The sequence below is a fragment of the [Flexibacter] sp. ATCC 35208 genome, from assembly GCF_001975825.1.
GTDB lineage: Bacteria > Bacteroidota > Bacteroidia > Chitinophagales > Chitinophagaceae > Chitinophaga.
Genome location: NZ_MTKN01000019.1, coordinates 107305 through 128273, shown reverse-complemented (window position 1 = coordinate 128273; position 20969 = coordinate 107305). Strand labels below are relative to the sequence as shown.

Sequence of the window (20969 nt, the reverse complement as noted above, 5' to 3'; positions counted from 1 at the left end):
TACGGTTATTTCATTTTTGCCGTAGGCCCTTCGATGGTGAAAATCTGATCGCCCAGTTTTTTGGGCGTAATGGCGGTGGCTGTTGAGGTAAATTTGTAATATTTACTGTCTACCGTGATTTTTAGTGGTACAGCGTGCGTGGCATTCCCATATGTATTCCAGTTGCCGTAGGCATGCCTTTTATAAGCGGCAGCGTTCATGGGGAATTTTTTGCTATAGGCGTAACGGGAGATGCTGGTTTGGGATGTAATGATAACTACATCACAAGGGTAACCGAGCACGGTATCCGCGTTATTGAGGTGTTCAATACGGATAACGCTGTCGGCATTTTCAGCACCGTCGTAGTAAAAGAGGGTGTCTGATTTAGGGAATTTGTTGTATAGCCGGTTGGTTTGGTCGTCATAGACCTGGTAGGTCATGTAGGACCCGTTGGAGTAATTTTTATATTTCCCTTCTTTGATATAGTAGTCCAGCTCGTTCCCTACCAGTTTTTCGATCATTTCGCCGGCGATCATTTTGCCTTCGAATTTGTTTTGGTAGCGGATTTCGCCTTCAAAGTTCTGGGCTATGATTTTCCCGGTCAGGAAGCAACAAAGCAGCAATAAGATCATTCTATTCCCCATACAGATTCTTTACAGCGGCTAAATTATAAAAATTTTGCTGTTCCAGGTAATCAATAATCTCCTTATCCCTCGCCTCCAGGTTAAAGATCAATTCTGTGGCTGGCCAGCCACCGCTGCTACCATATTTTTCCTTTAAAGGAATAAAAACATTATCTACATAAGCCGCGATCTTTCGCTTCTCATTCTGGTTAAAATCGCTTTTATTCTCATATAGTTTGAATACATAGCCGTACAATGCGCTGATCATTCTATGCTCATTACCATCCGTATGATCCGCTACCCATTTCAACAATCCCTCCCTGATCACCAGCTGATTCTTACAATCTTTCCTAAAAATAATAGTCGCTACTTTTGCCAGCCCATCATCATCTGCTCTCAGGTACTCATTCATCACAAGGTCATTTATTTTCTGATCTTTGGTATACCCATAAGAAGTAACCAGTACTTTTAAAAAGGAGGTATCTTCATTCAGGAGTATAGCCAGATCCGCCTTGTTGTCATTGAAAAAATACTTATTTCTTGAAATCAGTTTCTGCGTATACTTAGTATCGATCTTAAAATGATCATCATCTACAAAGGTGCCCAGTGATGAAATCAATGGGATATGCGAAATGAAGCTGAACTCTTTTGACGCGACCACATCATCTGTCATCATGGGAAATGGATTCTCTATATTTCCACCTTCATAGAGCATGGTGAATTTCTCATGTTCCTTAGTCCGGCAATTGCCGCCTGCATTAAAATTCTCAGCAAAGAGTTCATGCAGTTTCTTTTGAAACACCTCCTTTGCAGGGGTTACATATCCCTTTGTTTTCAGAATCTCTGCAATCACCGGTAGTGCAATGTTCATATCTTTTTCAGCATATTGATACGTACCACCTCCTTCATCGTTCAGGTTCTTCTGTAACTCGCTTTGCTTTTTTAATTCCGGATTATTCATAATCACTTCCTTTTCATTACTAACTGTCGTATCCGCCGTCTGCTGTTCAGTGGCTGCTTTGGGCTTCGCCTGTTGCTGACAACTGATACAACCGATTATCCCTAAGATGATAATTAAGTTTCTCATTCAGAAAATTTTAATCCTATATGAAAGTGGTCCTGGTGCACATCTGCATAGTCTCCACTTGAGTGTTTAATACCAGCTTTGTACGTGTAGTTATTTATATAATTCCACTTCGTAGCAAGTTCTAATAAAAATTCCAGCTTCGCAACAAAATCTGCAGTAGTTGGAAATGCCTGCGCAGCCTGTGACCATATGACCTGGCCTGCGGTATTGGGACTACCCGGATAACGGATATCTACGTCAACACCTACCCTGTGAGAACTATGCCCGATGTTCCGCGCATCATTCGCCGAAATATCGTTATAGTAAAGTGTGTCGGAATATCCCTTCACTGGCAGACAGAAGAAAAAGCCCAGTAAATGCGCCGCCATTTCAGGAGAAGCATAGTTATCACCGCCTTTATCTCTCGTACCAAAACGGCCCCAGTTCGGACCTGTTTCAGGGAATGGCAGTAAGCGGATATCGACCTTGTTCCCTCTGAAGGTACTCTTCATTTCTTCTGAGTTGATGTACTTTGTGTACACAGACTTCTTATCTACAATCACCTCATACCTGTATTGTTTCGAAGCCAGGTTTTTATATTCATAAGTGACCGTGAAATTATCGACATCTATCTTATACCTGTTACAATCTTTTTCGGGCACCGTTTCCCCATACTTACATTCATTCACTTTGAATACTTCAGCAGTATTCTTAAATGCTTCTTTCTTCACGCCATAGGCAGTTTTACCACCCGGCAGTGACTGGTCCGCACCCACGATCACACTGATCACGTCTTCATCCTTTTGTTTATTGGCGACATGCTGGATTTTATATATTTTCCAGAAGGCCATAGAGGCCAGCAGGGAGATCTTTGCATTGGTCCGGAGCAGGTCAGGGGTGGTTTCGATATCGCCACCTTCCTTTTTAGTATAAATATTTGCTGCCTTATAGTTTCCTCTTCCGGTCAGTTGCAGGGGCCCCATACCACGAAATTTCCAACCATCTCCTTCCTCCGTATTACCTAATTCAATTCCTTTTTCGGTCGTTGGTCCGTAAGCATAATTAGCTACCTTCTTTTCGCCTTCTTCATCCAGGCCATTTACATTCTCCTCTGTCTGACGGCCCAGTTCCTTTGCCTTTTTCTTTCCTTCCGCAGTTCTGAAAGCTTTGAACCGGCTCAGTCGTACATACCAGTAGTTGAAATTTTCATCCTCTGTAATATCCAGGCCGGGGCCGGACTCCCCTCTTACCTGTGCAAAGAAGTGGGCTTTATTCCAGCAGGTATCCATACCCAGTTCCTTCATATACTTCGTATAGTTTGCCGCTATCGCCGTCAGGTCGTCAGCTTTTGCCTGGGGAAAGATCTTCTTCAATTGGTCTACTGATACCTTATCCGCACAATTAGGGCATCCTGAAGTAGTGGGTGCTGTCTGTGCCGGTTCATTCTTTAATACGGCCGGTGCATTCTTATCTGCCAGCTGGCTCCATTCACCGGCATGGGCATCAGACATTTTCAGGTGCTGGAAGAAATAGATCTGGTTCGGAAAATGCTGTCCATCGTCTGTAACTTCTTTGGGATACATGAAGGTCTTTGCCTCAGCTGATTTAATAATCAGGTAGAAAGCACTATACCCGTCATTCCTCGCTTTGCTGGCATGCTTCAGTTCATTGGTATCCAGCTGTAATGTGACAAGTTCAGTATTATCCGGTTTTATCTTCTTTTCAACCTTCATTTTCTCATCCGGCAGCTTATACCGGTTGTCCCAGAATTCGACCGTCAGTTCCTTGCCAGCGAGGTTACGTGTCTGTATCTTAATATTAATTTTCTCGCCATACTGATAGACCCTGTAAGCCAGGTTGCCACCGGATTCAAAGTACTTGACATCCACAACTTCGGGGCGTTTGCTGATGTAGACATACTTGCCCGTTTCACTCCCCCGCATGTTACTTTCTTTGGCAGGGAAGATATAATCCTTTCCTTTGCAGGCCACCTTCTTCACACCATCAAACTGTAGTCCTGATTGGGTAGGCAGCATCACGAAAAACACATCGTACTCATCACCTTCAAACCATAACTCACTCAGCTTGCTCTTCAGGTCATTTGTATTGACATCGATACTCAGTACACCATTTACATCAAATTTGCCCTTTTTAGGCCCTGCAATGTAATTTGGCGCTGAATGCTCATCAGCTTCCAGGATGTGTAATTCAACCTCCTCATTGGCCGCATTGGCACTCTTAATGATCATTTTGAGTGTCTCATTCCAACCAGCCTTTGCTTTGTAGTTTCCTTCCTTATCACCAAAATACCAGGCGTCTATTTTTGCAAAATCCGCATTTACTTCCAGTGACTTTGTGGATGTACCCAATGTAGCAGTCACAGATGATTTACCTTTTTGTGCCGCATATACACCAGCAATCTTATCGCCTTTGCCTAATGCCGGCGACCAGGTAAAGGGTCCATCTTTCGAGGCATCGTAAGGCATTCTGGTAGTAGCGACTACATTGTATTTCTTACCCACTATCCAGTTCTTCGTGTTGTTTTCTTCTTTGATGTCGGTGATAGTATTCAGTGCCACTTCAAAACGCCAATCGTCTGCCTGATCACTGGCAGCGGGTGCATTCTTCTTCGCATTCCAGGCATCTGCTACAGATACATAGGCTTCAACCACGTACTTACCGGGGTTGGCAAAGTACTGATTACCATCCAGTGTGATGGACTTACCTGTACCTACATCCCGTCCATTCAGCTGCCATTTGATCTGGCCGACTTCAAAATCTTCGGGCTGTGTGGTGTAGGTCATCTTACTCACCTGGAAGGTCATGGTGGTACGTGGCCTGATCACGGTCGTATTCTGGTCGTTGGTAACGGCAACAACCCCATTCGCCTCAGATTTCATTTCTTTTGACACTACCTGCTCACCCATCTTTGCAGTGACGATGTAGGTAGCGGCAGAGTTATCTACCCTGAACGTGACCTTGTCCGTACCAGATGCAATGACATTCCCTGCCATATCGGTGACCTGCATAGATACCTGTTGCTTTTCTTCGGGAGTAGGTGGATCTATTTCGTAGACAGCACTCACGGTTACGTTCATCCCTCTTCTTACACGGTACTGGTCTTTGACAAAATGCCCCAGTAATCCATCCATACTGAATTCATTTTTCAGCTTGTTCACGGCAACTGTAACGTCGATAGAGCAGGTCGGATCCCCATTGCCATTGGCACCATAGGCCATTACCCTGTAAGCACCTACAGTATCAAAGTTCATTTTAAAATCGGGGCCGATGGTTTCAAAGACGAGTGTACCTGTCTCAGAAAAGCCGAATCCTTTGAACACTTTCCAGCTCACCTTCGCCTTGTCCGCATTACCGGGATTGAAATATTCCTTTACCTTGAAGGTGACGTCTTCGTCTACACGGGTTACCAGTTCCGGTACTTTTTTCCCGCTCTGCACAGCTGCTTCGGCAGCAGCTACTTTCCCTTCGATAGATTTTACCTTAGGGATCTGCAATTTATTGTCCGGCGGCTCGGCCATTGGGTTTAGGGCGGCCATGGCAGAGACTTCCACATTATCGAAGTGTGCACTGGTTACCTGTGCCACCTGTCCGTGGTTGATGATGGTGATGCAGGGATTACCACTCACGGCGCAGGTAGCCTTGCTATCTTCCGTGAGGATCTTACCACCATTGGTGAGGGTGATCTTATTATAAAAACTATCCCATTTTGTGATGTTCACATTGCAGGCACTATTCACCTTGTTACAGCGACCAAAGGTTTTCGCTTCCAGTGGCTGGCCGATATCTTTCGTACTGGCGATAGGTTTAGCATCTCCGCTGCCATCGTTGATATAGTCACGATCATTGGAGGATATTTTCAACTTGTCGGGGGAAGCACCATAATCGCATTTGCAGGTAGCTCCCTGTACTACAAAGTGTTTTTCACTCATACTACAGTTTCTTTAATCGGATTACAAACAGCCGTGAGTTGGGTACGGCGAGGGGTACCATCCAGCTCAAAGGTCCATTCAGCATGGATGGTATCTATCATTTTAGTCAGTTTATTGATGGTAAACCGGATGTCGTGTTCATAGGGAACCGGTTCCTTAAAGGGTACTAACTGGTAGGCAGTACGTTTGCCACCCATGGCCACGTTGCACCAGCAGGTGAGGAATAGGTCCTGTTGCATCGCGTGCAGTACTGCGCCTTCATCCCGCAGGGCGCAGCCAGTGGCTATGATATATTCGATCGCTTCAGGGCCGGAAAAGTAATCCAGTAAATATGGTTCCTTTTCTCCCCATTTCTTCATTATTTCAGCATGGTTAAAAACCCGGGTGATACTACCGTCGGTGGCTACACCCACCTGTAATGGATAGAGTACCTGACCACATTGTGCAGCCAGGTCAGCGGCGAGGTAATCGGAAGAAGCTTCTCCATTTACAGTTACTTCTCCCCTCTCAAACTGAAAGAAAATACCCTGGTCATCTTCCACCTTCATACGGCTTACGGTCATGGTGAATGCCAGTACAGACGGGTATTGTATTTTTACGGTATAATCCACCGGGGTCAGGATTTCCACACGGGGCGGTCTCTTGCCAAATAAGTTAAAGATGCCCATTACTGTGTACATTTATTTTCCAGCGTATCGGTTTTACCGTTGACTTCCATCGTCCACACCCCATGAAGAGAATCTGTGCTACAGCGTTCAAAACGGTATTCTCCCTTGTAGTCTTCCAACTCCTGATTGATATCGTTATGAATATCCCAATAGTCTTCTTTGCCTTTCATATAGCTTTTCGTGCTCTTAGACAAACGGTAAAACTGTATGAAATAACGGATGTAATGTGCTTCCACATCAGTTTTGTTCACTGCACTATCACAATATTGATGAATGATTTGTTTGAGGCTGTCTGCGGAGTTGGGCGCATTCTCAATGAGTGCGTAACGGTAATAACCGGGACCATACTGCCCGTTTACTTCCACTTCTGCTTTATGATCCAGCTTGTCCAGGTATATTACATGAACGCCAGTAGATGTCGATGTACAGGCAAATAGAACAGCACTCAGTAATAATATGAAAGTATACTTCATTATCGCTTATTTTTCCTTTCCTGCGCACCCTCGTTTATATTGCCGGAAAATTCTTTGGTGAATTGCATTTTTGTTAAGAATGGTTTGTAGCCCCTGAGGTGTTGTAACAGGAACCATGCCCGGAAGCCAGCGCCCCAGGAGTAGAACTTTTCCATATCAGGTAGATCGAGGCCAAAGTGGTCCCAAAGCTGCACTTCGTAGCGGGCTTTGTAAGTATCGCCGGTTTGTTTGAAACTCAATAAGGTCACTTTGTAACTCCATACGTCATTGACTGCAATGGTCAGGCCTTTTACCAGGTTGTAGTCCCTGCTGTAAGGGTACGATGGGTGACCGTATGGATGAGAAGTTTTATAGCTGCTTTCAGTGCCTGCATACACTTTCTTATCTTCCATAGTGATCAGTTCTCCGCCAGCCTTTTTGATGCGCTCAGCCATTTCATCTTCGATACCAGTACAAAAGCGTTGGGTAGAAGGATTGGCCTGTGCAGCAGCGGTGAGTTTGGCATTTTCGTATACACCACCTTCATTCTTCCGGAACTTATTGATCATGGCCTTAATATTGTCGTTCAGATCGCCCCTGGCCATGGTTTCCACCATAATTCTGAAGTCGAGGAACAAATCATCGTCGTTACTGGAAGCGTTGGACAATTGCATCAGGTAACCGGTATCGAGGATCTGCTGTTGGTTGTAGATGGCGCTGTACGTGCTGCCGCTGGCGGCGTTGGCGAACTTCGCGTCCTTTTGTGCGTCAAAACCATCGTTGACATAGGAGTTTTTATACGCATCTACCTCTCCTTTCGTATATACCGGGCGTTTAGCCACCCCTTTTCCAAAGGCCATATCGTTGGCGATATCGGTACCGTCTTCATTCAGGCCGGGGGTGCGGTATACATCTACCACCAGTGGCAGGTAAATGATCTTGGTAGTGGCGACCACCTTAGTATCCGGTTTGCGGAAAAAGGCATATACATTTACTTCCTTATCGATGGTATTGCCATCTACGGTGATAGATTTATAGGCGATACCCTTCTCTACGCGGGTAGTACCGGTTTTGAAAGGGGTAATGGTTTTGCCGCCATCGAATGAAAAAGCCCAGCTTACCAGCCGGAGCTGGTTGTCAGGTACCTGTTCACTAAAAGAGGTGGCTTTGAATTCGTAGGTATTCCCATTGACAACGCTTTTGGGACCTTCAACTTTCAGTACTTTGATGGTAGTGCCGGCGTTCAGTTGAACAGGGTCATTTTTGTGAAAGGAAACGCCGTCCTGTTTACCGTGGATGTTGATCCGTTTGCCGGATTGCAGGGCAGTTTCACCCGCACTGTTCCAGCGGACTTTTTCACCATTTTCAGTATAGTTTTTGGCGACAATGACGAGGTTTCCCGTACTGTTATCTCCCATGGTTTTTCAATTAAAGATGAGGGGGCTCTAAAATAGTTTGGATTTCTCTGCGCTTTTGATCGCGACTGATTTACCAGAGTTGATGGTCATCTCTTCTTTGGAGCTGTCCACTTTTACCTGTTCTGCGGTTTTCTCAATGCTCTTGGCCTGCACGTCCATATTTTCTGAGGCAATCTTTGTAATGTTGGTTGCGCTCAGTTTATAGTCATTCACAGAATATTGGGTCATGCTGTCGCCGGCGTTGTGCATGATGTTCATGCCGGCGCTGGCGGTCAGGTCGTATCCCGCGCTGTTGGTCAGGTAGGTACCGGCAGTCACGTCTACGCTTTCTACAGCGATGATGTTGATGTTCCGGGCCTGTATTTTGATATTTTGTAAGGCAGAGATAGAGATGTTCTGACCGTTGGTATCCATAACGATGGTGTTGCCACCTTTGTCGTTGATGGTGATAAATTCCTGGCCGGCGGTATCATCGAGGCGGATGGTATGACCGCTGCGGGTTCTGATGGCTTTTACGTTATTGTCTGTATCGCCATAATCAGCTTTGCCGCCACCGTTATAAAGGGTACCGGTGATGTAAGGGGCTTCGGGGTTACCACCTTCAAAATCTACCCATACTTCTTCGCCTGTTTCCGGCAGGAAGTAGAAGCCTTTGTCACCGCCGCCATGAGGCTGAATGAGGCGGATCCAGGGGGTCATACCGTTTTGCCAGTTGAAGCGTACGCGTACACGGCCCAGGCCTTTGGGGTCGAAGTTTTCCACGACGGTCGCACTTTGTGCTTCGCAGTAAGGAATGTTTTCGATGTCCATGGGAGGGGCGGCACTGGCGGCAGGGATGCCTTCGAAGAGGTTATAGTATTCTCCGTTGCCATCACAGAAATGTTCTAATGCAGTAAGGAGGAATTCACCATGATCGGCAGTAGAGAAGATATTTTCCTGGATGCTGATGGTATCGCCGAGTCGCAGGGCAGTGCTTTTACTACGGCCATTGATGCGCACCATCCCGGCCATTTGAGCCTGTTGCTGGCGCTTACCGGTATTTTCCAGTTCTTCTTTTGCATTGCTGCTGAAAGCGTGAGGTACCTTGTAAGTAAAGGCGCGGTTGTAGAGTTTATCGCTCACGCTTTTTGCGTTTTGCGTGTAGTTATCTACGCTACCGGCGGAAATGGAATTGGTGTTGAAATCCACATCTGAATAGTTTCGATATTCCTGCGCTTTCAGGGCCTGATTATTCGGCACGGTTCTGAGTGAGATGGTGAAATCAACGAGGTTTACCTGGTGATACAGTGTTACTTTTTGCGGGGTATTTTTCCCGAATATGATGCGTTGTCCATTATAAAAAAACCATTCGCCATAGCGCTGTGATAAGCGGGTGAGAAACTGGTAACCGGTTTCTTTGTACTGCACAATGTATTTGAGCTGGGTTGTGTATGCCGGGTTGACTTCAGGAGAGCCGGGAAAGGCGCTGCTGGTCTTCAATACGGTGTTGACAATGTTGGCGAGGTGCTGCGTTTCGAAGGACTGCATGTGAGGATTGCCATCGAGCAGTATGGTAGGGCTGGATGCGTATATGGTGCAATGACCGTTGATCGCATTGCTTTCCTTTCCAAAAGTTACAGCGGTGACGATACCATTAAAAGACAGTGGTGTACCATTGCCGGTACCTTCCATGCTTTCGACGGTCATGCGTACTTCTTTACCTAAAAAGGATTGTCCGGACGAGACAGGATCTTTTCCTAATTTAAGTAGCCAGTCAAAGCCAATTTTGATTTCCAGTGCGTGATGCCCTGTCATGGACTGTTTCAGGTGAACGGAATGAAATTGCCTGAATTGTTCATCTCCTATTGATACAGAGGTTTGGGTATATAAAGCCATTCTCTCAATAATTGATATGGTAATGCGGTTAACGAAATAGGTTAATTACTTACAAACGACCTGAAATTATAAAAAAAATTTGAATCTGTTGTTTAAACAGGCATATTTTTAATTATTAATGATTAATTAATAATTATATCATTTATTTATATATAGTTAGGAAGTCTAATTTAATACGCAGTAACTAATTCATAAAAAGCGGCGATATCATTGATGGCTTCAAGGATTTCGGAGTACTCACGGTTTGGATTCAACCAGTATACACGGTAGCCATCGGGACTGCATACAAACAGTTCATCTGTAACGTTTAATAAGGTATCTTCTGTATGAGGGAAATAGGTTTTAAACTGATAATTGTCCGTACCAGCTACTACAGTTAGTAATCCCATGGTCATATCGGGGCTCTCTCCTATTTTTACCAGGTCATGGTAGTCGCAACCTGCCATCATGTTGACGAGGTAGCTGTTGCCTCCCGAGACGACTAACTGGTAGGAAAATTCGTACCCGATAGCATCTGGAGCAGGATTAACAGATACGATGGTGGCGGGTCTGTTTGAAAAGGCAGTGAGTAACAGGTCTGTTACCATGCGTTCCTTCCATAACCTGACGAGTGGGGTGGCTGAGAGCATAGGTAATTCTACACAAACTCCGGCATTTCCGATTTTTCTGATATTTATTTTCATGCTACAGGGTGTTGAATCGAAGATAAGCAGGAGGAGCATACAGATAAGTTAATGCGGTGTTAACATGCTCATAGTTTCGGTCTGGTTTTGCATCTAAAAGGTGGCTTACAGGATGGTTGGAGATTGAAGTGACTTTGGGTATCGGAGTTACATCGGCCGCAGACCGGACCCGGACACCAGTGTTCCAAAAGCGGACAGGGGCCTGTTTATAATTAATTGAAAATGAGCACCAATCTTTCTGGCAGGATTTTTCCTCTTCAGCAATCATTTAACCCGACACTATGCACAGGAACTACATAAAAATGGCTATCAGGTACCTGTTTAAAAACAAGGTACATTCCTTTATCAATATTGCCGGATTATCTGTTGGGATGACGGTGGCGATGCTCATTGGATTATGGATCAGGGATGAGTTTACCTATGACCAGTTTCCGGAGCATTATGAACAGATAGCACAGGTATACAAGAGCCAGGTATTTAATGGAGAGGTGAAGACCGGCAGGGCGATTAGTATTCCTTTGCCAGCGGCATTGAAGGAGCATTATGGCACCTATTTTAAGAATATGGCACTGAGTTCCTGGAACTGGGGGCATATACTGGCAGTGGGTGAAAAAAAGTTGTTGCAGAACGGGAATTTTATGGAAGCGTCAGCACCAGAGATGTTTAGTCTGAAAATGCTGCGGGGCGATCAGAAAGGGCTGGCAGACCCAAATGGGTTGATGTTGTCACAGACGGTGGCGAAAGCGTTGTTTGGAGATGCAGATCCGATGGGACAATTGGTGAAACTGGATAATGAACAGAGTTTTAAAGTGACGGGCGTGTATGAAGACTTTCCATATAACAGTACTTTTAACGGTATTTCATTTATAGCGCCATGGGCGTATTATGTCAATAATCCCACACTGGTAAAGCCCAGGTCGAAGAATGAGTGGGGGGATAATTCTTATCAATTGTACGTACAGCTGGCGGATCATGTGGATATGAATATGGTGAATGCAAAAATCGGGGATGTGGCCATGAAAGAAGCGGATGCATTTATTAAACCGTATGCACCTAAGATATTGTTGCATCCTATGAGCAAGTGGCACCTGTATTCAAAATTTAAGAATGGTGTGGCGACGGGTGATCGTTTGCAGTATGTATGGTTGTTTGGCATCATCGGGGTGTTTGTATTGTTACTGGCATGTATAAACTTTATGAACCTGAGTACAGCGAGGAGTGAGAAGCGGGCGAAGGAAGTGGGTATTCGTAAATCAGTAGGTTCGTTGCGGCATCAGCTGGTTGCACAGTTTTTTACAGAGTCGTTGTTTGTAACAGTGATTGCTTATATACTGGCGATTGTTTTCGTGTTGATTTTATTGCCGGCGTTCAATGAGGTGGCAGATAAACAAATTGTGCTGCCATGGACGAATCCTTTGTTTTGGGTGGTGGGGTTGACATTTACATTAGTGACAGGTTTGATAGCGGGTAGTTATCCGGCGTTTTATTTATCTTCCTTTCAACCAGTGAAGGTATTGAAAGGTGCGTACAAGGCGGGCAAGCTGGCTGCTATGCCGAGGAAGGTACTGGTGGTGTTGCAGTTTAGTGTATCCGTTACGTTAATCATTGGAACGATCGTGGTGTTTAAACAGATTCAGTTTGCGCGCAACCGGCCAGTGGGATATGACAGAGAAGGCCTGGTAACATTGCCGACGATAACGGATGCAATTGCGAATCATTTTGAGGCGTTCAGACATGAGCTGATGGCATCTGGAAAGATCGAAGAAGTCGCGTTTTCCACCAGTGCTACAACGACAGTCAATAATAATACGAGTTCTATTCGCTGGACGGGGAAAGCCCCTAATATGACGGTAGATTTTGCGAATATCGGGGTGACTTTTGGCTATGGAAAGGCGGTGGGCTGGCAGTTTACAGCAGGGCGTAATTTTGATGCCGGGATGCTGACAGATTCTGATGGTTTGGTGATCAATCAGCGTGCGGTGGAATATATGAGTCTGAAAGATCCTGTGGGGCAGTTTATTACATGGGGGGATCATCAATTTAAGATATTAGGAGTAGTACGTGATATGGTGATGGCAAATCCTTATGAGCCGGTGGCACCGACAATATTTTATATCAAGGACCGGTTCAGGGATAATTATGTCAATATACGGATTAACCCGAAGAGTAGTCCGGTAGAGGCAGTGGCGCTGATAGAGGAAGTGTGCAGGAAGTATGATCCGGATAGTCCTGTGAATTACAGATTTGCGAATGCGGAGTATGCGGATAAGTTTAAGGATGAGATGCGGGTTGGAAAACTGGCAGGGATCTTTGCATTGCTGGCGATATTTATTTCCTGCCTGGGATTGTTTGGGATGGCTTCGTTTATGGCGGAGCAGCGTACGAAGGAGTTAGGGATACGCAAGATACTTGGGGCCTCTATATTTAATTTATGGGGGATGTTGTCGAGGAAGTTTATTATACTGGTAGCGATTTCATTTTTGATAGCGATGCCACTGGCACATGTGGGGATGCAGGCGTGGCTGGCAAGGTATACATATCGTACAGATATGCCGTGGTGGGCGTTTGTGGCAGCAGGTGGAGGAGCGTTGCTGATAACGGTATTGACGGTGAGTTTTCAGGGGATCAGGGCGGCTACGATGAATCCGGTGAGGAGTTTGAAAACGGAGTAAATATATTCAAAGGCTGTTTGTAGGGCAATGCGGCAATTTCAGGAAGCTGTTTGCAGGACCCGGCCAGGAGCGTGTATCTTTCTTTTGATACACGCTCTTTTTCATTGAAAATGGGTTACATTTCCCGTTGGAGAATTCCCTCTTTCATGAATGATTTATTCAGATACCTAATGGAGCCAGGTTTCTATTTATTCGATTCCCGTAGGTTTTATTCATTTATGATGCACCCTCTTTTTTGTTTCTGGTATTATGCGTATAAATACTTGATTGTTATATAATTGAAATCCCCTACCTTGCCTTCAAATTAATCCCAAAAATCTCACTGTATGAAAAAGCTTCTACTGCTTTCATTGTGCGCCCCTGTGCTCCTGCTTTTCTCATTCTCATTCCAGCAGGTATCAGGCGTTAAGCGCGTCAGCACACACCTTTACACTGTTTCCAAAGTTGCTACAAAGCGTGTATCTGTAGCAGATCAGGAAGAAATCAAACGTGTAGTAGCACAACATTATGGCATCAAGGATTTCGGTCGTGGTGCAATCACCATTGGATCCGACAATCCGCTGAACAGAAAGATGGGCGGTATTCTGGACAATTCAATTTACAAAGATTGGGTGTCTACCAAGTTCATTTTCTGGAAGCAGATCAAGACACTGCCGGAAGAAGTGATCAAAGCAAACGAGATCATGAACCGTTATGCACCAGCCATCAAGTAACTGGCTAAAACGATGGCTGGCAGACAATCGGTCAGCCATCGTACTGTCTCGCAGACGAAGTTTGTATGGCTGGATGGCAGCACACCTTCTCTTTATCATCATCATCAATAGTGTCAGTGCTTACAAGGCGTATCATGAGTTTCATCATACGCCGGAGGAGTCTTATGTTGTGCGCAAACTGACGCCATTCCTGGAGGCAAAGGCGATACGATATTACGGTCGCTATACCGGAGCAGAAACCGGGTATGGTTTTTTTGGCATTAATGTACGGTCTAATGGAATGCTGATCGGGGAATGTGGCGGTACGCCTATTACGGCGGATTTCAGATCGTACGAGACATCGCTGCGGTTTTTTTCAATGGCCAATGCATTGACAGATGATTTTATTAAGCCGGATGCACATGATAGTCTGCCCGGAGGATTACTTGGAGAATATAATAACCTTGTCTTTAAAAATATCGCCGTCACTTTATTTCAGCAGCATGGCTGTGTGGATAGTACCGTAATTTTAAGTTACAATGTATTGCAGTTCCCTACCCTGCAGGCGGTGCGTGCTGGTACCCCGAAGGAATACCTGCTGACGAAATTAGTGACGGGAACCTATAGTCTGACGCCACATGCACAATAAGACCTATCCCGGATGGTTGTTCTTTTTCCGGGTGAATATGGCAGGTTTTGCTTTGTTACATTTTCTGGCGATACAGCCGGATTTTGATATGTTGTATTCATTCAAAGGGTATATATACCCTGATATAATGGATACAGCTACGGATCATTTCAGTCCTACCCTTATCAGCCTGCAGCATTATGTGGGTATACGATATGAGACATTATTATGGATATGCAGGATTGCGTATCCATTGGCATTAGTGAGTCTGATCCTTGGGTTTTGTACGAGGGTGAGTGCGGTGTTGTCGTTGTTTTTGCAATTATTGTTATTGAAGTCTATTCATTTGTATGAGTATGGGGTGGATGGGTATACTACATTCGCGTTGTTCTATTGCTGTATATTTCCTGTGGGTTATATTTATTCGGTAGATAACCGGTTGCGAAAATTCATCATTGCACCAGCGCATGATCATTGGTTAATTCTATTAAAGGCGCACTTATGTATTGCTTATTTCTTTTCGGGGTTTGATAAGGTGATTGGGGTGACATGGAGGAATGGGGAGGCATTGTGGAAGACCTTGCATAGTCATAATTATTATAGTTTGTTTAGTCTGGATTTTTTAGTGAATACGCCGTTTTTTTTGATAGCAGGCTGGGGTACGATAATATTGGAGATGGCATATTGTATTGGGATGAATGTACGGGTGACGCGGATGTGGTGGTTGGGGGCGATTGTTTGTCTGCATTTGTTTATAGCATTGTTTATGGGGTTGTTTTTCTTTTCGGCGATGATGATATTGCTGAATTTGTGTGCGTATTATACGCCTTATATAGATCCTGAGCGGGTGAGGAAGAGGGGGTTTTAAACGCCAACGGCGTGAGATGCAAACTGAAGGAATTTTTTATTGACCAGTTGAAAGGCATATACTGGGCGAACTACTCGCCTGATTAGAAATATGGGATTTTCCAAAAGNNCTTTTGGAAAATCCCATATTATGTTTGCCAGATTTACCTTTCTCTTACTCCTTATTTCAAATTGTTGTTTTGCGCAAAAAATGGAATGGTGGACCCATGCCCGGTTTGGCATGTTCATCCATTTTGGTTTATATGCTGAAGCTGCCAGGCATGAATGGGTAAAAAACTACGAGCGGCTCACAAATGAGGAGTACCAGATTTATTTTGATCAGTTCAACCCCGATTTATTTAACCCTAAAGAATGGGCCAGACAAGCCAAAGCAGCAGGCATGAAATACGCTGTGCTCACTACCAAGCACCATGAAGGATTCTGTCTCTTTGATTCCAGATACACGGATTATAAATCCACTAATACCCCAATCCGCCGGGACCTTGTCAAAGAATTTGTAGCCGCTTTCCGGGCGGAAGGGATTAAAATAGGGTTTTATTATTCCCTGCTGGATTGGCATCATCCTGATTTTACCATAGATAACCACCATCCTCAGCGGCCCGCTAATGATACAGCGTATGCCCGGCTGAACAAAGGCCGGGATATGGAGAAATACCGCCAGTATATGCGCAACCAGATTACAGAGCTCCTGACTCAATATGGGAAAATAGATATTCTCTGGCTGGACTTCTCCTACCCGGGCGCTCATGGAAAGGGTAAGGATGACTGGGGGTCACTCGCCTTGCTTAAAATGATCCGGAAACTGCAGCCCAATATTATAGTAGATAACCGGCTTGATCTGGGAGGTGTGCCTGATGGGGCTGACTTTGCCACCCCGGAACAGGTGAAACCGGAAGAACTAAAAAGTAATTATGATGGATTGCCCTTTGAGACCTGCCAGACCTTTTCTGGTTCATGGGGGTATTATAGGGATGAGGATACCTGGAAGACAAATGTACAGCTGCTTACTTTGCTGATCACTTCTGTAAGTAAGAGTGGGAACCTGATTCTGAATGTAGGGCCTACGGCTAGAGGGGTATTTGATTATAGAGCGACACGGGCGCTGGATTCTATTGGGCAATGGATGCATTTTAATGACCGGGCTATTTATAATTGCCAGCAGGCGCCGGGGGATTACCAGGCGCCTGCGCATAGTTTGCTCACTTATAATCCTTCGTCTAAGAGGCTTTATATTCATTTGATGGAATATGCGGGTGGGAAATTAGTGTTAAAAGGATATAAGGGTAAGGTAAAATACGCACAGTTTCTGCATGATGCTTCGGAGATAAAGAGAGTGGAAAATGGGGAGGATCTGGTGTTGATGCTGCCGGAGAAGAAGCCGCCATTTACGGTGCCGGTGATAGAATTGATGTTGTAAGATGGGATAGTGGATGTGAGTAGGGAGTTGCCTTCCGGGGAAGTAATTTCGTTTTCTTTACCAATAATAGAATTGATGCTATAAACCCGATAATATAAACAATAATAGGGAATTCTACAAGGACGGCTATTAGTCGAATGGTACTATCTTTGGTATCAAATTTTGCCCGGCAGTTTGCCATATCATTGATTCACAGTCTAAAATTCAATAGCGTGGTCTTATTAAGTCAAACGAAAATAGCAACAACAGGTAAGAAAAGAGTAGTGATCATAGGCGGAGGATTTGGAGGGATGGAATTAGCGAAGTCCCTTGCCGGAACAGACTTGCAGGTGGTGCTGATAGACAAACATAACTTTCATACCTTCCAACCATTATTGTATCAGGTAGCTACTACCAACCTGGAAGCGCCTTCTATTGTAGCGCCTTACCGCAAAATCTTCAAACAACAATCGAATTTCTTTTTCCGCATGGCGGAGGCGAAGAAAATTGATACCGCAAATCAGACGGTAGAGACTTCAATTGGATTGATCCGGTATGATTACCTCGTGATTGCGACGGGTGCTACCACGAATTTTTATGGGAATGAAGAGATTGCGGCCAGGGCGATTAGTATTAAGAGCCTGGAAGATGCGTTGTTATTGAGGAATACGATTATCAGCAATTTTGAGAAGGCGTTGCAGGTAGAGGATGAAATGCAGTTGAATAGTCTGATGGATTTTGTGATTGTAGGTGGCGGGCCTACGGGGGTTGAGATAGCCGGGGCGCTGAGTGAGTTAAAAAGACATGTGTTTCCGAAGGATTATAGAGAGTTGGATTTTGTGAAGATGGATATACATCTGATTCAGAGTGGCGGGGAGATATTGAAGGGGATGTCGCCGGCGGCATCGAGAGAGTCTTTGAAGATGTTGAATGATTTAGGGGTGCGGGTGTGGTTGAACAGAAGGGTGATTTCTTATGATGGGTTTGCAGTGAAGTTGAGTACGGGAGAGCAGTTGTGTACGAGAACGTTGGTATGGGCTGCGGGTGTGTCTGGTTTGCCAGTGGAAGGATTGTCTGAGGAGTGTATGCAGGATACGAGGGTAAAGGTGGATGAATATAATAAGGTAGTGGGCTATGATAACGTGTTTGCGATTGGAGATATAGCGGCGATGGTAACGGAGGAGATGCCACATGGGTATCCGATGTTGGCACAGCCGGCGATACAGCAGGGGAAGTTATTAGGGAAGAATATTATGAGATGGGAGGCTGGAAAGGAGCCGAAGCCGTTTAAGTATAATGATATGGGAACGATGGCGACGATTGGGAAGAACCATGCGGTGGCGGATTTAATGGTGTTTAACAAGCAGATCAGGACGCAGGGATTTAGGGCATGGCTGATATGGATGTTTGTGCATTTGATGTCGTTGGTTGGGTTTAGGAATAGGATTGTGGTGTTGATTAATTGGGTGTGGAAGTATTTTACAAATGATGCGGGGTTTGGGACGATTATAGGGAAGCCAAAAGAAAATATTCCGGTGGAAAGAGTAACGGAGAAAGTGCTTATATAATAGACGAAAAAAAGAGGGTGTATTCTATGTAGATACACCCTCTTTTTCTGAAAATGGTTTTCATTCCCCGTTGGTGAATTCCCTCTTTCATGACTGTTTTATTCGGATACCTGGTGGAGCCAGATTCCATTTTATGCGTTTATCAGGAGCTTCATTTATTAATGATGCCCCTCTTATTTTTGCGGGTGCGGTACTGACGGTTATTCCTATCAGCAGCGTTTTTTTTTGGGGGGAGTATTTCTCCGGCGCTGGTCGGAAAATAGAAAAACCAAAGTTTATTTATTGCCAGTCTGGGCCAGCGTACTACCAAAGACAGTCTTCAGCAGATCTGTTACGCGTGCAGCAGGATCTTGTCTGATCTTTGCTTCTTCAGCAGCGACTTCGATGTAGATACCAGAAATTGCTTTTTCGGTTACGTAAGCAGAAAGATCGGTATTAACGGGGGTGCTGGAGAATTTGTTGTAGAGGGAGAATACATCACTCCAATACTTGGTCGCATCCACTTTCTTCAGTGCTGCTTCAATTACGGGTTTGAAAGCGTTGGTCAGTTCAGCGGTGGTTTTTTGTTTAAAATATTCAGTTGCTGAGTTATTGCCACCTCTCAGAATCCCGATAGCATCTGTAATACTCATTTGTTTGATGGCATTTACGAAGATGGGAGTCGCGGATTTTGCTGCTTCTTCAGCACCTCTGTTCATAGAGAGGATTGCTTTGTCTACTACGTTACCCATACCCAGGTTACGTAAGGTAGATTCAACTTTCTGTGCCTCTGGTGGCATCAGGATTTTCAAGGCAGCATTTGCAAAGAAGCCGTTTACGGCAGACAGGCGGTTGGCGCTGTTCTGGGTGCCGATGGTCAGGGCTTCTTTCAGACCGGCGGCGATCTGGGTAGACGTTGGCTGACCGGCTACAGAAGTCGGTAGATTTTGTAAAATCTGCTGTGAGGTTTCACAGCTGGTAGAAAAACATAGAATGCCCAGGCATACAAGAATAAGATGCTTCATAGTACAGTATTAATTTACTCGAACGGGGACAAAGATATAAAAAAACCAGGCGTGACGGGTTACGTATATTTATAGGGGGAACAACATTTTAGGGTTTAGGGGATTGGCGGTAGGGACAGCTTAACTGGAATGGTGATATAGGAGGATTATTTTAGCGTTTGTGGGATTGATGGTTGGGTAAATTACCTTGTGTGATATGGGGTAGATCATTTTAGATTTCATTTGATATGCGTTACATCATCTTATCGTCTATCGTCACATTGATTGTTTTGGGCAGTATCATGTGCACGACCACTCAACCAGCTTCAAAAGCGTCAATAATAGAACTACCCGGTGGCAAAGCATTTGCCGGCGCGGCAGCCTGCCAGTCCTGTCATCAGGATATTTATAAAGACACCAGGCATACGGCCCATTTTCTTACCTCTTCCCTACCTGATGCGGAACATATTAAGGGCAGTTTTGTCTTTGGTAAAAATAAGTTCGTCTACAATGAAGATATGGAGGTGGTGATGAGCCGGATGGCCAATAAGTTTTACCAGACGGGGTATGTGAATGGTATGCCTACGCAGAAGGAAGCTTTTGGCGTCGTGATCGGCTCCGGGCGTATGGGGCAGACTTACCTTTATTGGTCCGGTAATCATTTGTTCCAGTTACCCATTTCTTACTTCACGCCTATTCATGATTGGGCCAATAGCCCGGGATATTCCATCAATTATATTCGTTTTAACCGCCCTGTGCCGGCAAGTTGTATCGAATGCCATGGCACTTATGCGGAGGCGCAAATTCTTCCTGATAATAGTACTGTTTATAATAAACAAAAGATTCTCTATGGCGTAGACTGTGAACGTTGTCATGGGCCGGGGGCTGCCCATGTGGCTTACCATGCAGCACATCCTGCGGATACTGTTCCACAGTATATTGTCAACACTGCCCGGTTAGACCGGCAGTTACGATTGGATGCCTGTGCGCTTTGTCATTCCGGGATCAGGAATATGATTCAACCAGCTTTTTCTTACCAGGTGGGACAGCACCTGAACGAGTATTCTACAGAAAATCCTTCTAATGGTCAGTTGGATGTACATGGTAACCAGTATGGGCTGCTTACAGCTAGCAAGTGTTTTAAACAGTCGCAGATGGATTGCAGTTCCTGTCACAATGTGCATAAGGATGAAGCGAAAAATCCGAGGTTATTTTCGGATAGGTGTATGAATTGTCATGCCAGAAAGGATACCTGTACTTTCCGGCCTGAAAATGGATTGGTATTGGCTAATAATTGTATTGATTGCCATATGCCAGCGATGGCGTCGGCAAAGATCACTTTTAAGATGGATCAGCATAAGGAAGCAATTCCAGATCTGGTTCGGACTCATAGGGTAGCGATTTATCCAGAGGAGACGAAAGCATTTGTAGATCAACTGCATTGAGTAA

Annotated in this window: 16 protein-coding genes; 7 read left to right on the top strand and 9 right to left on the bottom strand. The window is 44.9% G+C overall.

All coding sequences use genetic code 11. From position 1 onward, the window contains the following. Positions 1–5: 5 nt before the first annotated feature. From BW716_RS14195 to BW716_RS14160, 8 genes are all read right to left on the bottom strand, one after another. Complete coding sequence (locus BW716_RS14195) at positions 6–623, bottom strand: DUF4412 domain-containing protein (protein WP_083723227.1); 618 nt, start codon at positions 621–623, stop codon at positions 6–8. Beyond that, the gene (locus BW716_RS14190; protein WP_083723226.1) at positions 613–1689 is read right to left on the bottom strand and encodes a hypothetical protein; all 1077 of its coding nucleotides are present in this window, start codon (positions 1687–1689) and stop codon (positions 613–615) included. Before BW716_RS14190 ends, BW716_RS14195 begins: the two co-directional genes overlap by 11 nt. Continuing rightward, positions 1686–5618: a PAAR-like protein gene (locus BW716_RS14185; protein WP_083723225.1), complete on the bottom strand. Its 3933-nt coding sequence runs from the start codon at positions 5616–5618 to the stop codon at positions 1686–1688. Before BW716_RS14185 ends, BW716_RS14190 begins: the two co-directional genes overlap by 4 nt. Further along, positions 5615–6286 carry a hypothetical protein gene (locus tag BW716_RS14180; protein ID WP_083723224.1) on the bottom strand — a complete coding sequence of 224 codons (672 nt, stop codon included), beginning with the start codon at positions 6284–6286 and terminating at the stop codon, positions 5615–5617. Before BW716_RS14180 ends, BW716_RS14185 begins: the two co-directional genes overlap by 4 nt. Next, on the bottom strand, positions 6286–6759 hold the full coding sequence (locus BW716_RS14175) for a hypothetical protein (protein ID WP_083723223.1): 474 nt from the start codon (positions 6757–6759) through the stop codon (positions 6286–6288). Before BW716_RS14175 ends, BW716_RS14180 begins: the two co-directional genes overlap by 1 nt. Next, positions 6759–8156 carry a DUF3289 family protein gene (locus BW716_RS14170; protein WP_083723222.1) on the bottom strand — a complete coding sequence of 466 codons (1398 nt, stop codon included), beginning with the start codon at positions 8154–8156 and terminating at the stop codon, positions 6759–6761. Before BW716_RS14170 ends, BW716_RS14175 begins: the two co-directional genes overlap by 1 nt. A 27-nt stretch (positions 8157–8183) precedes the next feature. Continuing rightward, on the bottom strand, positions 8184–10031 hold the full coding sequence (locus BW716_RS14165; protein ID WP_083723221.1) for a type VI secretion system Vgr family protein: 1848 nt from the start codon (positions 10029–10031) through the stop codon (positions 8184–8186). Positions 10032–10201: 170 nt separating this feature from the next. Then, positions 10202–10714, bottom strand: a complete 513-nt coding sequence (locus BW716_RS14160) for a hypothetical protein (RefSeq protein ID WP_083723220.1) — start codon at positions 10712–10714, stop codon at positions 10202–10204. 281 nt (positions 10715–10995) lie between these two features. Between BW716_RS14160 and BW716_RS14150 the strand changes: the two genes are divergently transcribed. The 6 genes from BW716_RS14150 to BW716_RS14125 all read left to right on the top strand — a co-directional run bounded on the left by BW716_RS14150 (position 10996) and on the right by BW716_RS14125 (position 18537). After that, on the top strand, positions 10996–13386 hold the full coding sequence (locus BW716_RS14150) for an ABC transporter permease (protein ID WP_083723218.1): 2391 nt from the start codon (positions 10996–10998) through the stop codon (positions 13384–13386). Between the two features lie 326 nt (positions 13387–13712). Next, positions 13713–14099, top strand: coding sequence for a hypothetical protein (locus BW716_RS14145; RefSeq protein ID WP_143708852.1), 387 nt, complete (start codon positions 13713–13715; stop codon positions 14097–14099). Then, the gene (locus BW716_RS14140) at positions 14080–14727 is read left to right on the top strand and encodes a hypothetical protein (RefSeq protein ID WP_143708851.1); all 648 of its coding nucleotides are present in this window, start codon (positions 14080–14082) and stop codon (positions 14725–14727) included. The genes BW716_RS14145 and BW716_RS14140 overlap by 20 nt, the downstream gene beginning before the upstream one ends. After that, positions 14717–15574, top strand: a complete 858-nt coding sequence (locus BW716_RS14135; protein WP_083723215.1) for a hypothetical protein — start codon at positions 14717–14719, stop codon at positions 15572–15574. Before BW716_RS14140 ends, BW716_RS14135 begins: the two co-directional genes overlap by 11 nt. Positions 15575–15763: 189 nt before the next feature. After that, positions 15764–16990: an alpha-L-fucosidase gene (locus tag BW716_RS14130; RefSeq protein WP_235643699.1), complete on the top strand. Its 1227-nt coding sequence runs from the start codon at positions 15764–15766 to the stop codon at positions 16988–16990. 212 nt (positions 16991–17202) lie between these two features. After that, entirely contained in the window at positions 17203–18537 is a 1335-nt protein-coding gene (locus BW716_RS14125; protein ID WP_235643697.1) for an NAD(P)/FAD-dependent oxidoreductase, read from the top strand. 275 nt (positions 18538–18812) lie between these two features. On the opposite strand, the gene BW716_RS14120 is transcribed toward BW716_RS14125, so the two are convergent. Further along, the gene (locus tag BW716_RS14120) at positions 18813–19541 is read right to left on the bottom strand and encodes a DUF4197 domain-containing protein (RefSeq protein ID WP_083723212.1); all 729 of its coding nucleotides are present in this window, start codon (positions 19539–19541) and stop codon (positions 18813–18815) included. 227 nt (positions 19542–19768) lie between these two features. Here BW716_RS14120 and BW716_RS14115 point away from each other — a divergent pair, with 227 nt between their 5' ends. Next, the gene (locus BW716_RS14115) at positions 19769–20965 is read left to right on the top strand and encodes a multiheme c-type cytochrome (RefSeq protein ID WP_083723211.1); all 1197 of its coding nucleotides are present in this window, start codon (positions 19769–19771) and stop codon (positions 20963–20965) included. Positions 20966–20969 lie beyond the last annotated feature (4 nt).